This window comes from Streptococcus pantholopis, from assembly GCF_001642085.1.
Lineage (GTDB): Bacteria > Bacillota > Bacilli > Lactobacillales > Streptococcaceae > Streptococcus > Streptococcus pantholopis.
Map to the genome: position 1 here is coordinate 470,988 of NZ_CP014699.1, position 13,643 is coordinate 484,630.

General features: G+C 43.5%; 15 protein-coding genes. 12 read left to right on the forward strand and 3 right to left on the reverse strand.

Features of this window, described 5'->3' with window-relative positions:
- Positions 1–165: 165 nt before the first annotated feature.
- The 12 genes from ybeY to smpB all read left to right on the forward strand — a co-directional run bounded on the left by ybeY (position 166) and on the right by smpB (position 10,424).
- Entirely contained in the window at positions 166–660 is a 495-nt protein-coding gene (gene ybeY / locus A0O21_RS02275; protein WP_067060625.1) for an rRNA maturation RNase YbeY, read from the forward strand.
- The gene (locus A0O21_RS02280; protein WP_067060627.1) at positions 644–1,051 is read left to right on the forward strand and encodes a diacylglycerol kinase family protein; all 408 of its coding nucleotides are present in this window, start codon (positions 644–646) and stop codon (positions 1,049–1,051) included. Before ybeY ends, A0O21_RS02280 begins: the two co-directional genes overlap by 17 nt.
- 309 nt (positions 1,052–1,360) lie before the next feature.
- A complete protein-coding gene (gene era, locus A0O21_RS02285) occupies positions 1,361–2,260 on the forward strand; it encodes a GTPase Era (RefSeq protein ID WP_067060628.1) in 900 nt (299 codons plus the stop codon).
- Between the two features lie 71 nt (positions 2,261–2,331).
- Positions 2,332–2,649 carry an alpha/beta fold hydrolase gene (locus A0O21_RS02290; protein WP_067060631.1) on the forward strand — a complete coding sequence of 106 codons (318 nt, stop codon included), beginning with the start codon at positions 2,332–2,334 and terminating at the stop codon, positions 2,647–2,649.
- Positions 2,650–3,413: 764 nt separating this feature from the next.
- Complete coding sequence (locus A0O21_RS02295) at positions 3,414–3,938, forward strand: mycothiol transferase (protein ID WP_067060633.1); 525 nt, start codon at positions 3,414–3,416, stop codon at positions 3,936–3,938.
- A gap of 13 nt (positions 3,939–3,951) precedes the next feature.
- Complete coding sequence (mutM, locus tag A0O21_RS02300; RefSeq protein ID WP_067060635.1) at positions 3,952–4,773, forward strand: DNA-formamidopyrimidine glycosylase; 822 nt, start codon at positions 3,952–3,954, stop codon at positions 4,771–4,773.
- A complete protein-coding gene (coaE, locus tag A0O21_RS02305) occupies positions 4,770–5,369 on the forward strand; it encodes a dephospho-CoA kinase (RefSeq protein WP_067065059.1) in 600 nt (199 codons plus the stop codon). The genes mutM and coaE overlap by 4 nt, the downstream gene beginning before the upstream one ends.
- Positions 5,370–5,447: 78 nt before the next feature.
- Positions 5,448–6,641: a multidrug efflux MFS transporter gene (locus tag A0O21_RS02310; protein ID WP_099092206.1), complete on the forward strand. Its 1,194-nt coding sequence runs from the start codon at positions 5,448–5,450 to the stop codon at positions 6,639–6,641.
- Positions 6,638–6,784, forward strand: coding sequence for a 50S ribosomal protein L33 (gene rpmG / locus A0O21_RS10595; protein WP_082854397.1), 147 nt, complete (start codon positions 6,638–6,640; stop codon positions 6,782–6,784). The genes A0O21_RS02310 and rpmG overlap by 4 nt, the downstream gene beginning before the upstream one ends.
- A 44-nt stretch (positions 6,785–6,828) precedes the next feature.
- Complete coding sequence (gene secG / locus A0O21_RS02315; protein WP_067060637.1) at positions 6,829–7,065, forward strand: preprotein translocase subunit SecG; 237 nt, start codon at positions 6,829–6,831, stop codon at positions 7,063–7,065.
- Between the two features lie 576 nt (positions 7,066–7,641).
- Positions 7,642–9,963, forward strand: coding sequence for a ribonuclease R (gene rnr / locus A0O21_RS02320; protein ID WP_067060640.1), 2,322 nt, complete (start codon positions 7,642–7,644; stop codon positions 9,961–9,963).
- Positions 9,963–10,424, forward strand: a complete 462-nt coding sequence (gene smpB, locus A0O21_RS02325; RefSeq protein ID WP_067060642.1) for an SsrA-binding protein SmpB — start codon at positions 9,963–9,965, stop codon at positions 10,422–10,424. Before rnr ends, smpB begins: the two co-directional genes overlap by 1 nt.
- 97 nt (positions 10,425–10,521) lie before the next feature.
- Here smpB and A0O21_RS02330 read toward each other — a convergent pair whose 3' ends face one another.
- The 3 genes from A0O21_RS02330 to A0O21_RS02340 form a co-directional block, all read right to left on the reverse strand.
- Positions 10,522–11,907, reverse strand: a complete 1,386-nt coding sequence (locus tag A0O21_RS02330) for a lanthionine synthetase LanC family protein (RefSeq protein WP_067060644.1) — start codon at positions 11,905–11,907, stop codon at positions 10,522–10,524.
- The gene (locus A0O21_RS02335) at positions 11,908–12,906 is read right to left on the reverse strand and encodes a PLP-dependent cysteine synthase family protein (protein WP_227806880.1); all 999 of its coding nucleotides are present in this window, start codon (positions 12,904–12,906) and stop codon (positions 11,908–11,910) included.
- A gap of 192 nt (positions 12,907–13,098) precedes the next feature.
- A complete protein-coding gene (locus A0O21_RS02340) occupies positions 13,099–13,539 on the reverse strand; it encodes a MarR family winged helix-turn-helix transcriptional regulator (RefSeq protein WP_067060646.1) in 441 nt (146 codons plus the stop codon).
- Positions 13,540–13,643 lie beyond the last annotated feature (104 nt).

Here is a 13,643-nt window from a genome sequence, read left to right on the forward strand (position 1 = left end):
TTCTGTGGTATAATGGGGGTGAGTAAAGATTAGCGAAAGGAAGAGGACAGTCCCCTGCTGTAAGGGGCATCAGTCAGGTGCTTTGCAGCAGACTCAGCCATTACCAAAATGTCCGTCAGAAGTTTTTCTGCCGGGTTTGGCTGCTGTCCTAAACAGCTTAATTAAATGTATATAGAGATGGTTGATGAGACAGGACAGGTCTCTCAGGAGATGATGGCGCAAACACTTGACCTGCTTAATTTTGCTGCAGAAAAGATCGGCAAAGAAAATAAGGAGATGGCGGTGACTTTTGTGACAAATGAGCGCAGCCGCCAGCTGAATGTCAAATACCGTGAAACTGACCGCCCGACTGATGTCATTAGTCTGGAGTATAAACCTGACCGACCTGCAGCCTTGGGCAGCACATCTGCTAAAGAAAATGCAGAGCTGGCTGACTTGCTGGAAGAGCTGAACGCCTATATCGGTGAACTCTTTATTTCTGTTGATAAAGCGCATGAACAGGCGGCAGAATACGGTCATTCTTTTGAACGGGAAATGGGTTTTTTAGCGGTGCATGGCTTTTTGCATATTAACGGCTATGATCACTATACGCCCGAAGAGGAAAAAGCAATGTTCACACTACAGGAAGAGATATTAACGGCTTATGGACTTACGCGATAATCATTCACAAAAAAAGTGGAAAAATATGACCCTGATGGCAAGTATGGAATTTGCCATTACCGGAATTTTAACGGCTTTTAGAGAAGAACGTAATCTGCGCAAGCACTTAGTGTCTGCCGTTTTAGCGGCTCTTTCCGGTCTTATTTTTAGAATTTCAGGGCTGGAATGGCTCTTTCTTTTCTTGGCCATTTTTTTGGTTATTGCCTTTGAAATTGTGAATTCAGCTATTGAAAATGTGGTTGACCTAGCCAGCAATTATCACTTTTCCATGCTGGCTAAAAATGCTAAAGATATGGCTGCTGGGGCTGTTTTGGTTGTTTCAGGCTACGCTGTTTTGACGGGCTTGATTATCTTTTTGCCTAAAATTTTCAGATTAATTTTTGGGCTGTAGCGATCATTGTTTATTATTAATTGGAAAGGAAGGAAAACACTGTATTTGGCCGTCTGACAAGGTCAGCCAAATACGAAAGTTGTACGGTTAACCTGTTCTTAGATGAGGCTGGGAAAAAGTACTGCCTCGTTTCACTTTTTTGGACATGTGAGTTTGATGCAGTGGTTGATTGGAAGTTCTTATCCCCTGTCAAGCAAGGGACAGCGACCTCTCTAACCAACTTTGCGGAGGTAGGACAACAAAATCAAAATCGTTATTTTATGACGATTTACTGATTTAGGTTTGCCGGACGATGTTTTTAATGAGATTATGACGTTTAAATCAGGATTTGCTGCCATTTTGGGGCGGCCCAATGTGGGAAAATCAACCTTTTTGAACCATGTTTTAGGTCAAAAAGTTGCGATTATGAGTGATAAAGCGCAGACGACCCGCAACAAAATCATGGGGATTTACACAACTGCGTCAGAGCAAATTGTTTTTATTGATACTCCCGGTATTCATAAACCCAAAACAGCTTTGGGGAATTTTATGGTGGAAGCAGCATATAGCACGCTTCGTGAAGTAGATACGGTGCTTTTTATGGTGCCTGCTGACGAGCAGCGGGGCAAGGGCGATAACATGATTATGGAACGTCTTAAAGCTGCTAAAATTCCTGTTATTTTGGTCATTAATAAGATCGATAAGGTTCATCCGGATCAATTGCTGGAAAAAATAGACGATTTTAAAGACCAGATGGATTTTCAGGAGATTGTGCCGATCTCAGCTCTCCAAGGAAATAATGTGGAGAGTTTGATGACTATCTTAAAAAAGAATTTAGCAGAAGGCGTCCAATACTTTCCCGAAGAGCAAATTACTGACCATCCGGAGCGTTTTTTAGTGTCCGAGATGATTCGGGAGAAGGTTCTTTTGCTGACTCAGCAGGAGGTTCCACATTCAGTCGCTGTCGTGATCGAATCCATGAAACGTGACAGAGAAACGGATAAAATTCATATTCATGCGACTATTATGGTGGAACGCGACAGTCAAAAGGGCATTATTATCGGTAAAAACGGCAGTATGCTTAAAAAAATCGGGAAAATGGCGCGTCGGGACATAGAAGTTATGCTGGGGGATAAGGTTTATTTGGAAACATGGGTTAAGGTCAAGAAAAACTGGCGGGACAAGAAACTGGATTTGGCTGACTTTGGCTATAAAGCAAAAGATTATTAAAATTGAAAGATTGCATACTGATATATAAGCTAAGAGAATGGCATTGTCCTTAGTGATAGAGGAGTGGTCAGATGGAAAGCGCAAATGAACTGTCTATTGAAGAAAGCGGCTGCCATAATACACAGACCATCCTTTTTCTGCATGCTTCAGGATACAGCAGTAAGGTATGGGGCTGCCATATTGCGGCGCTTAAAAGTGATTTCCATTGTCTTGCTGTTGATTTGCCTGGCCATGGCAAAAGTTTGAAGACTGCTTGGACAAATTTTGATACTGCAGCGGAGATGCTGGCTGATATTATCAAAAAAAGGGCTCATAGCCGCCCCCTTCTAGTTGTTCTGGCAGAGGTGCGCCTACGAAATCAAAGATTTCGGACTTACCGCCAGCCGTAAACGTCTGAAGGCTTTGTCGCCTTAACAGTCGACCGCCCCCTTCTAGTCGTCTTGGCAGAGGTGCGTCTGCGAAATCAAAGATTTCGGACTTACCGCCAGCCGTAAACGTCTGAAGGCTTTGTCGTCCTAGCGGCCGACCGCCCCCTTCTAGTTGTTCTGGCAGGGGTGCGCAGACGAAATCACAGATTTCGGACTTACCGTCTTTTTGCTTTGCTCTTTTAACGGGCTTTGTATCTTGTTAAATTGAACACGCCCTAAAATCCTAGTGAAAAAGATGGCTGTCATCGTGATGCGAGCCTCACTTGTCATCCCCTATTTTCATACGGATTTTTTACCGGGCTTTGTATCTTGTTAATTGAACACGGGCTAAGCTCTTTGCAAAAAAGAGACGCAGTTGTAGGAAGCGTAAGCTGACATACGAATGTGGCTGCTCTGTGAGTATAGTCTTCCCTTAAGTCTTTAGTGACTCGGCAGTCAGGCTCCTATTTTTGCTGTGAGCTTGAACGCCCTTTGTATCTTGTTAATTGAACACGCCCTAAACGCTGCGGGAAAAAGATGTCCTGACTTAGAATCTGGCGATTCGTCAGTCAGTCCCCTATTTTCCTTTTGCGTTTTTAACGGGCTTTGTATCTTGTTGGAACTGAACACGGGCTAAGAGCTGTGCAAAAAAGATAAAATCTCCTAGAGTCTTAGCGACTCTTCGTCAATTTTCCTATTTTTGCTTTGCTCTTTTAACGCCCTTTGTATCTTGTTGGAGGTGTGAGATGGGGTATTTGGATATGTTGACAGAGAGTGTTGATCGTGCTGTGGAACGTTTTGAGCGTTTGTTTGAAGGGGTAACAGCTGAGCAGGCCAATGCTTTTCCCGCAGAGAAGATATCGGAGCAGCTGAAATCAATGACTTGGCTGGCTTGGCATACAGCAAGGGAGATGGATTTTCAAATTGCAGACTTGGCTGGCAGCCTGCCTATTTGGCTCAGTCAGGGCTGGAAGGAGAAGTTTCGTCTGGATTTGCCGGATGATACGCAGGACTGGTGCCATACATTGGCAGAGGCCAAGAAGGTTCAAGTCAGTGACTTAGAGCTTGTACTGGCTTATTTACGTTCGGCTGCTGATTTTACTAAAAGTTACCTCAAATCATTGGATGAAAAACACCTTGATGATGTGATTGATGAGAGCTGGACACCTGCGGTTACCAGAGGAATGCGTTTGGTTTCGATTATTGATGATGCAGCCATGCACTCAGGGCAAGTGATTTATGCCAGACGTCTTCTTGGTTTACAAGATTAATAAGAGGTAGATTATGCCTGAGTTGCCAGAAGTAGAGACCGTCAGACGTGGTTTAGAGCGATTGGTTGCCGGCCGTTCCATTTCCAGCGTTAAAGTTGGCGTCCCTAAAATGATTAAAACGAACTCAGAGGCTTTTAAATATGAGCTTTTGGGGGAAACAGTCCAAAGCGTGAGACGGCGGGGAAAATACCTTATTTTTGATTTTGGTGAACGTGTTTTGATTTCCCATCTGAGAATGGAAGGCAAGTACCTGCTTTTTTCTGAAGAAGTTCCTAAAAATAAGCATTTTCACCTTTTCTTTGGTCTGGACGATGGATCTACTTTAGTCTATCAGGATGTCCGAAAGTTCGGTACCTTTGAGCTTTTGCCAAAATCACATGAGCGCTCTTACTTCGAAGAGAAAAAGCTTGGTCCGGAACCTACTAAAGCCAGTTTTAAACTGGCTCCTTTTGAGAGTGCTCTGCTTTCTTCTCATAAATGCATCAAACCGCTCCTTTTGAAGCAAAAATTAGTCGCAGGTTTAGGCAATATTTATGCGGATGAAGTGCTCTGGGCAGCCAAAGTTCATCCGGAGCGCTTGTCAGATAATCTGAAAAAAACTGAAATCAAGCGTCTGCATGATGAAACGATTCGTATTTTACAGCTGGGAATTGCTAAAGGCGGGTCGACTATCAGAACTTACCGCAATGCCTTGGGCGAAGATGGAACCATGCAGAATTATTTGCAGGTTTATGGCAGAACTGATGAACCCTGCATGCGCTGCGGGACTCCCATTAAAAAGATAAAAGTAGGAGGACGGGGAAGCCATTTCTGCCCCGGATGTCAAAAAGGATGACTAAAATTATTGGAATTACCGGCGGCATCGCCTCTGGTAAATCAACAGTTACAGGAATTATTCGTAAGGCCGGCTACAAGGTTGTTGACGCTGACAGTCTTGTTCATGATCTGCAGGCTAAGGGAGGCGCGCTCTATAAGGCGCTTCTTGCTTGGCTGGGGACCGGTATTTTATTGGACAATGGTGAGCTGGACAGGTCTAAGCTGTCTGCTTTAATTTTTGGAAACGAGGAAAAAAGAGCGCAGTCCGCTCAGCTGCAAAATCCGATTATTCGCCGTGAATTAGCAAAAAAACGCGCAGAATTAGCGCAGACAGAAAGCCTCTTTTTCATGGATATTCCGCTTTTGATTGAGCAGGATTATAGGAAGTGGTTTGATGCGGTCTGGATAGTTTATGCTGATAAAAGTACTCAAATCCGGCGACTGATGGAACGAAATGGCTACAGCCAAGATGAAGCTCAAAAACGCCTAGCTTCCCAGATGCCTTTAAAGGAAAAATGTCAATATGCTGATGCGGTGATTGATAATAATGGCAGTTTAGCGGATTTGCAGGAGCAAGTCACAAAGTTATTAAAACGATTAGAAGATGCCGGCTAAAATGGTGCGGCGGCAATAGCTGTCAAATATATGTACGAAAGAAGATGAGGACTTATCGAAGAAGAAATAGTAGCCGAAATTGACTGGCGGCGAAATTTGCGGGTAACTTGGCTTGGTAATTTTTTTACCGGTGCCAGCTTTTCACTAGTTATGCCTTTTATGGCTTTGTATATTGAAAATTTAGGAGTGCCTAAAGACCAGATCGAATGGTACACTGGTTTAGCAGTGTCTCTTTCTGCCTTAGCTTCTGCCCTAGTTGCTCCTATTTGGGGGCGGCTGGCAGACAGGTACGGACGAAAGCCGATGATGATTCGAGCTAGCTTTGTGATGACATTTACAATGGGCGGTTTAGCTTTTGTGCCGAATGTGACTGTTCTGCTCTTATTGAGGCTCTTAAATGGGATTTTTGCTGGCTATGTTCCTAATGCAACAGCTCTCATCGCTGCGCAGGCTCCAAGGCAGCATTCTGGCTATGCGTTGGGGACTTTGGCAACTGGTGTGACAGCCGGAACCTTAATCGGTCCTCTGCTGGGCGGTGTCTTAGCTGAATTTTTAGGGATTCGCCAGGTTTTTCTTCTGGTTGGTTTTATTTTGTTTATCTGCAGTTTACTGACCCTCTTTTTTGTAAAAGAAAATTTTGAGCCTATTAAGAAAGCTGATGTCATGTCCACAAGAGATGTTTTCAAGCAAAGCAGGAGTGTGCAGATCATGCTGGGGCTGTTTGTGACTAGCATGGTTATCCAAATTTCAGCTCAGTCCGTTGCTCCGATTTTGTCTCTGTATATCCGTCATCTCGGTCAAACGGAAAATCTGCTTTTTGTTTCGGGCTTGATCGTTTCAGCTTTAGGCTTTTCCAGTTTACTCAGCAGTTCGTATTTGGGAAAACTGGGGGACAAAATAGGCAATCACCGTCTGTTACTGTCAGCCCTTTTTTACAGCTTCAGTCTTTATTTTCTCTGTGCTCTTGCCCAGACAGTGCTGCAGCTGGGAATTCTGCGTTTTTTATATGGTTTTGGTGTAGGTGCTTTGATGCCCAGCATCAATTCGCTGTTGACCAGGCTGACACCCAGAGAAGGGATTTCCAGGATTTTTTCCTATAATCAAATGTTCAGCAATTTCGGTCAGGTTTTAGGCCCTTTTATCGGTTCGGCTGCAGCGACACATTTAGGCTACCGGGCAGTCTTTTATATGACCAGTATGATTGTTTTGAGCAATTTTTTATGGTGTCTGTTTAATTTTAGAACATATTTGAAGGTCAAAGAAATACAGTGAGAATTAAAATTCATTTACAGTGCAGTCAATGCGGTCATAAAAATTATCTGACCAGTAAAAATAAAAGCAGCCATCCCGACAAAATTCGGGTGCTTAAATACTGCCCCAAAGAGAGAAAAGTAACCCTGCATATTGAATCTTAACTGTTTTTATGATAGAATGGGGGTACTTTCAATGGAGGAACAATATGTATCAGCTATTACTTACAGCCTTGCTTGTCTTATCTGTCATTATTGTGATTGCGATTTTTATGCAGCCGCAGAAAAATCCCAGCAGCAATGTTTTTGACAGCAGCGGTTCCGAAGCGCTGTTTGAGAGGACAAAGGCGCGTGGTTTTGAAGCGTTTATGCAGCGTTTTACCGCTGTTTTGGTTTTCTTTTGGCTTTTAATTGCTCTTCTTTTGGTCATTTTATCTAGCCGCTGACAGGCGGTCTCTTATAGAATGATGAGGTTCGGTGTTTGCCAGCCTCGAAAGATGTGCAGGCCAAAAGTCAGTTACGTTTTTTGATGAAATAGATAAGACTAAAGAGACAGATCTGCAGTGAATTACGGGCAGAAAAAGGGGTTATACACGATAAATAACGCTTTTTACTTAAAAATAGTTGTTAAAAAAGCAGACCCTTATCTCTTGAATGTTTACAGCATAAAAGTCAGGAGTTGAGACATCTTTCTCAGCTCATTTTTATTGTCTGCACCGCTATATAGTTGCTGGCATAAGGATTCCAACTTTATACAATACAAAGGCTTCAGCCGCTTTTGTAAATGTGAAGAGAACAGAAAAAACTATTAGATAGCAGCTATTGAGTTTTCCTGGCTTTCCTACTGCCAGACTTAGGATTCTTCAGTTCTTTGTTATAAAAGAACAAGGAAGATTTTGCTTCAGCTGACTTTCCGGCCTGTAATAGTCTGCCTGCAGACCGGATATCATTTTTAAGAGAGTGCAGACGATAATAGCCCGGTCAGTTTTTGACTGCGGGCCTACAATGATAGAAAAAGAATGATGAAAGAAAAAATAATAGATTATTTAGAAAAACAAGGCAAGACGGATGTCAATGATTTAGCCGCCGCTCTGAATATGGCTGGGGCTAAGGCCTTTCCGACTCTTATCAAGGCCATTTCCAAACTGGAAAGCCAAGGGCGGCTCCGCTTTGATAATGCCGGCAACCTTGCCCTGCGTAAAAAAGTATCCAGGAAAAAACCGCAGATAACAATCAAAGGCCTTTTCCGGGCAAATAAAGCCGGTTTTGGCTTTTTGTCGGTTGATGGAGCTGAGGAAGAGCTTTTTATCGGCCGTAATGATACAGGCTATGCTGTTGACGGAGATACTGTTGAAGTCGTTATCACAAAAGTAGCAGACCGCTTTAAAGGGACAGCAGCTGAAGCTAAGGTAGTCGGTATTCTTGACCGCCAGCTTAAAACAGCTGTCGGTCAATTTGTGCTGGACGATGAAAAGCCTAAATATTGCGGCTATATCAAGTCCCGCAACCCGAAAATTCAGCAGAAAATCTATATCAGAAAGGAACCGATCCTTCTTGATGGCACTGAAATTATCAAAGTTGATATTGAGAAGTATCCCAGTCGAGGGCATGATTATTTTGTTGCCCGAGTAAGGGATATTATCGGTCATCAGGGGGAGGCCGGCCTCGATGTTCTGGAAGTCTTAGAGTCCATGGATATTGTGTCAGAATTCCCACAGGCTGTTTTGGACGAAGCAGAAGCTATAGCAGATACTCCTACTGAAAAGGACAGGATTGGTCGGATCGATTTGCGCGATGAGCTAACTTTCACAATTGACGGAGCCGATGCCAAAGATTTAGATGATGCAGTGCATGTCAAGTGTCTGCCTGACGGTCATTTTGAATTGGGCGTCCATATTGCTGATGTCTCCTATTATGTTAAGGAAAATTCAGCTTTAGACCGAGAAGCCCGCAGGCGGGGGACTTCCGTTTATGTGACTGACCGTGTGGTTCCTATGCTGCCGGAGCGTTTGTCAAATGGGATTTGCTCTCTTAATCCGCAGGTCGACCGCCTGACCCAGTCCTGTATTATGGAAATTGACGAACAGGGCCAGGTGCTGCATTATCAACTGGGTCAGTCAATAATAAGGACCAGATTTCGGATGACTTATGACGAGGTCAATGCTATCATCGCTGGCGATGAAGCGCTGTCTGAAAAATATGCGCCTATTGCCGATTCACTCAAACAAATGGTTGCTCTTCACCAAATATTAGAGGACATGCGCATCAAGCGCGGTGCCTTAAACTTTGATACTAAGGAGGCAAAAATCCTTGTCAACAGCAAGGGTCTGCCTGTAGACATTAGCTTGCGTCAGCGGGGAGTAGGGGAGCGCTTGATTGAATCGTTTATGCTGCTGGCTAATGAAACCGTGGCTAAACATTTTGCTAAAAGAAAGCTGCCCTTTATTTATCGGATTCATGAAGAACCAAAGGCAGAAAAACTGCAGCAGTTTATTGACTATGCCAGTGTTTTTGGTGTACAGATTCACGGAACAGCTAATAAAATGGATCAAAAAGACCTGCAGGCCTTTATGGCAAAGATACAGGGTCAGCCGGGTCAGGAAGTGCTTGCTACAATGTTGCTTCGTTCCATGCAGCAGGCCCGTTATTCTGAGCACAACCAAGGACATTACGGTTTGGCAGCGCCCTATTATACACACTTTACCAGTCCGATACGCCGTTACCCCGATTTGCTGGTGCATCGGCTTTTGCGTGATTACGGACAGTCGCAGACTGAAAAAATAGATCATTTCAGCCAAATCATACCGGAGATTGCCCAGGAGTCTTCCAGCTTGGAACGTCGGGCTGTTGATGCTGAGAGAACAGTTGAGGCTATGAAAAAGGCTGAATACATGGCCCAGTTTGTCGGACAGGAGTTCACAGGGCTTGTCTCAAGTGTTGTCAAATTCGGTCTTTTTGTTGAACTACCTAATACGATTGAGGGCTTGATCCATATCAGCAGTTTACCAGAATTTTACCACTACAATGAACGGGATTTATCACTTCGCGGGGAAAAATCCGGGCGGGTATTCCGTGTCGGACAGCTCCTTAAAGTCAAACTTCTTAAGGCTGACAGAGAAACAGGCGACATTGACTTTGCTTACGTCCCAAGTCCTGATGATACTGTTGAAAAAAATAAGACTCTGCCTGAGCGCAAACCTCAGCATAATCGCAAAAAACGCCGGCCAGATCAAGAAGGCCGCAAGGTATCATCTAAAAAAGGAAAAGCTTCAGTAAAACTAAAGAATAAACAGCCTTTTTACAAATCGGCTGCGAAAAAAAGAAGGAAAAAAAGGAGGAGATGATGGCTAAAAATGCTGATCAGCAATTGGCCCAAAATAAAAAGGCGAGGCATGATTACCATATCCTTGAAACCATTGAAGCCGGTATTGTTCTGACGGGAACAGAAATTAAAAGTGTCCGTGCCGGCCGCATTCAGTTGAAAGATGGCTATGCTCAAATCAGAAACGGTGAAGCCTGGCTAATCAATGTTCATATTGCCCCCTTTGAGCAAGGCAATATCTGGAATCAAAATCCCACTCGGACCCGGAAGCTTTTACTGAAAAAACGCGAACTAACTCAGCTGACTAATGATCTTAAAGGGAGCGGCATGACTCTAGTTCCTCTGAAAGTCTATCTCAAAAACGGTTTTGCCAAAGTCCTTATCGGATTGGCAAAAGGGAAACATGACTATGACAAACGTGAGACCATCAAACGCCGTGAGCAGGAACGCGATATCAAAAGGCAGCTGAAGAATTATCGTTAGGAGCTTAAGTTGTCTTTTAGCCGGTGATAAGGCAGATTGCTAATTCACAGGCCAAAGAGCTTAAAAAAGGTTTGGAGCTATCCAGCTCCAAACCTTTTTAAGTCAAACTGATAAAGGGATCATCAATCAGCCGCTTCCACTTTAACTGCCGCTGACTTTCAAATTGATAAAGTTCCAGTAAAACAGTGGCTATTCCGGCAGCACCATCATAAAAACCAGTAAAAGTAGAAAGTTCACTGGGACTGATTCGATTAAAGGCGATGGGGAAACTGATTCCTTTTTCAGACCTGCTGGCATTTCCTAGGACAACAGCGGCAGATCGTCTGGCTAAATCAAGATAAAGCGTCTTTTTATTGTCGGCATAAAGTCCTAAAAAATGGTGGATAAAACCTGCAGCGCCGCAGCAAAAAGTCGTTGTGTTCCAGTAGCCGTTGGACTGATGCTCTGGGGCTCCCCTGCTGATCAAACCGGCGGTCAAAGCTTCTACTTGCTCTAAATAATAGCTATCCTCAGTTAGCTGGTAGAGATAATAGAAAAAGCGTGAAGTCCCAATTGCTCCGTGACAATTTCCCAGATAAAATACTTGACGCTGAGGGCCGTTTGTACGGTACGGAATCAAATAGCCTTCTTTTTGGGGGACAGCAAGATTAACCAGAAATACAGCAGCATCTTTTGCAGCCTGCAAAAAGTACTGTTCGTGGGTTAGCTCATATGTTTTTCCAAAAAGATAGCCGGCCCCTGCTGAACCAAATTCCCAATTGGGAAGATCACGCTTGTCAGCAGCAGAAACAGTATTGATTTCCAGCCCGTTATCAATATGCCGATGGCCGTTAGCTATAAGATAGCGGACACCGGATTTGATTGTTTCTAAAAGTCTGCTGCTGGGGAAATGCTGGTAGGCTTTGATGAGAAAGAGCAAGATACCGCTGTCATGAAAAAGGGGAGAATCACCTGTCCAGCAGATTCCCTTGTCAGTCTGTTTAGCCCTTTCTAAATAATAATCTGCAATTTCCTGAGCGGATCTTAAAGCCTCTTCATTGTCATAGTTTTCTGCTATTTCAAGCTGAATAAGTCCGACCCCTCCAATACCTCCGTAAAGCCCCATTCCTGCTCCTGCGATGTCAAAAATATCCAGCTTTGCCAAAATCTGCCAATGTTGAGTAAGGTAATGGCTGGCTTTCCTGATGATAGAAAGATAAGACGCATCATGTGTGATTTGATAGAGCTTATTATAAAAATACAAGATACCTGCTGAACCGCTGAAAAAATTGGGGTTGCTGAAATCTGAAATACTGAGCTGGGCTTCATTATTGGTATTGCGCCACCAGATGCCATCCTCCGATTCCACTTTGAACTGATCAATATACTCAGCCGCCTGAATAGCCAGATTCAAATAGTTTTCAGCCTTTTCAGCCTGTTTAAGCGGAAAGGGCTGCCTGTCGTGATAACCTGTGTGAGTGTGAATGAAACAATTCTGACACATTTAATTCACCTCCTGATACATTGGACTGGAAAGATATTTCATGCCATTATCAGCAAAAATTAAGACGATATTTTTTCCTTTGTTTTCGTCCTTCTGAGCGACAGTTTTGGCAGCATGCAAAACAGCGCCGGCAGATTCACCTAAGAAGATACCGTCAGTACGGGCAAGTTCAAGACCGGTTTTATATCCGTCTTCTGCCAAAACATCGATACAGCTGTCATAATAAAAATGATTTTTTGAAAAGAAGGTCGGCTGGTTCTCCGGTCCGAAACCATCAAAGGCAACAATGCCGTCAATACTGTTGACATCAGGCTGCTCTGCTGAGGGGCGAGATGCTTCAGCAGGTTCAACGGCAATAATTTCAATATCTGGTTTTTTCTGCCGAAAATACTGTGCTAATCCGGCAATTGTTCCGCCGGTGCCAGCAGCCATAATAAGGATATCGACTTGCCCGTCGGTATCTTCCCAAATTTCAGGACCGGTCGTCTGATAATGTGCCTCGGGATTAGCCTGATTGCTTACTTGATCAGTATAAAAATAGCCTTTGCTGTCGGCATATGCCTGAATAATACGGCTGATTTCCGCCGTCTCAAAAGCCCCCTTGTCCATCATTTTTGCAATTTCAGGGAAATCCAGAAAACTGCGGAGATGAGCGCCGTAAGCTTTTAAGATTTGAGTACGCTCCGGAGATACACCGGGTTCCAGCAGACATTCAAAATGGTAGCCCTTGGCAGCAGCAATAGCTGCCAGAGCAATCCCCGTATTTCCGCTGCTGTTATCAACGATTGTATCACCCTTTCGCAGCTTTCCGGCTTTTTCTGCCTCAGTAATCATGTTAAGTGCAGCTCTGTCCTTGACGCTGCCGCTTGGATTCAAATATTCCAACTTAGCGAATAATTTAGCCTGCAAGCCGTACTTTTTTTGAAAATTGCGCAGTTCAACCAAAGGAGTTTTTCCAACCAGTTCTGCAATAGATGCCTTAGTATTTGCCATCATCATATCCTCTCTTTTCCCTGTATATTATTTTATTGTAGCATTTCCTGTTTTTTTGCATAGGATAGATTAGTTATAACGACGCATAAGAAAAAGTTATGGTATCATTGTGATAATAAAAAAGAGTGAAACAAAAAGATTTTTGTTTCACTCTTTTTTAGCAGAATGATTATGAAATAAAGGATCAAGCTGCAAGAATCAGTTTTGTTCTTTTAATGCTTTAGCCAAGTCCTGTTGATCTTTAATCATGTCCCGGAGTTTATCAGCTGAAAAAAAAGTCACTTCGCTTAAACAGCTGTTAAGCACCTTTTCAACTTCCTCCTGCAGCTTTTCGCCGCGGTCGGTCAATTGTACAATCAGCTGACGCTGGTCTTTTTCAGGTCGGAGCCGCATCAGCAGCCCCTTATCCTCTAAGCGTCTAAGCAAAGGCGTCAGTGTATTGCTGGCTAAGTTAAGTTTTTGTCCTAGTGCCTGCAAAGACTGGCCATTTTTTTCCCAAAGAGCTAAAAGAACCAAGTACTGCGTATAAGTCAGTCCAAAAGGACTGAGGCTTTTTTTGTAAAACTGATTAAGCAGGCGGTTGCTGTTATAAATAGCAAAGCAAAGCTGGTCAGTTAGATGCGGATGCTGTGATGACATAGTAACCATTCCTTCGTGTACGATTGAAAATATCATAACACAAATTAAAATATTTGACAAGTGTATTGGAAAACAGTAGACTAATATTAATCTATTTAATCGTG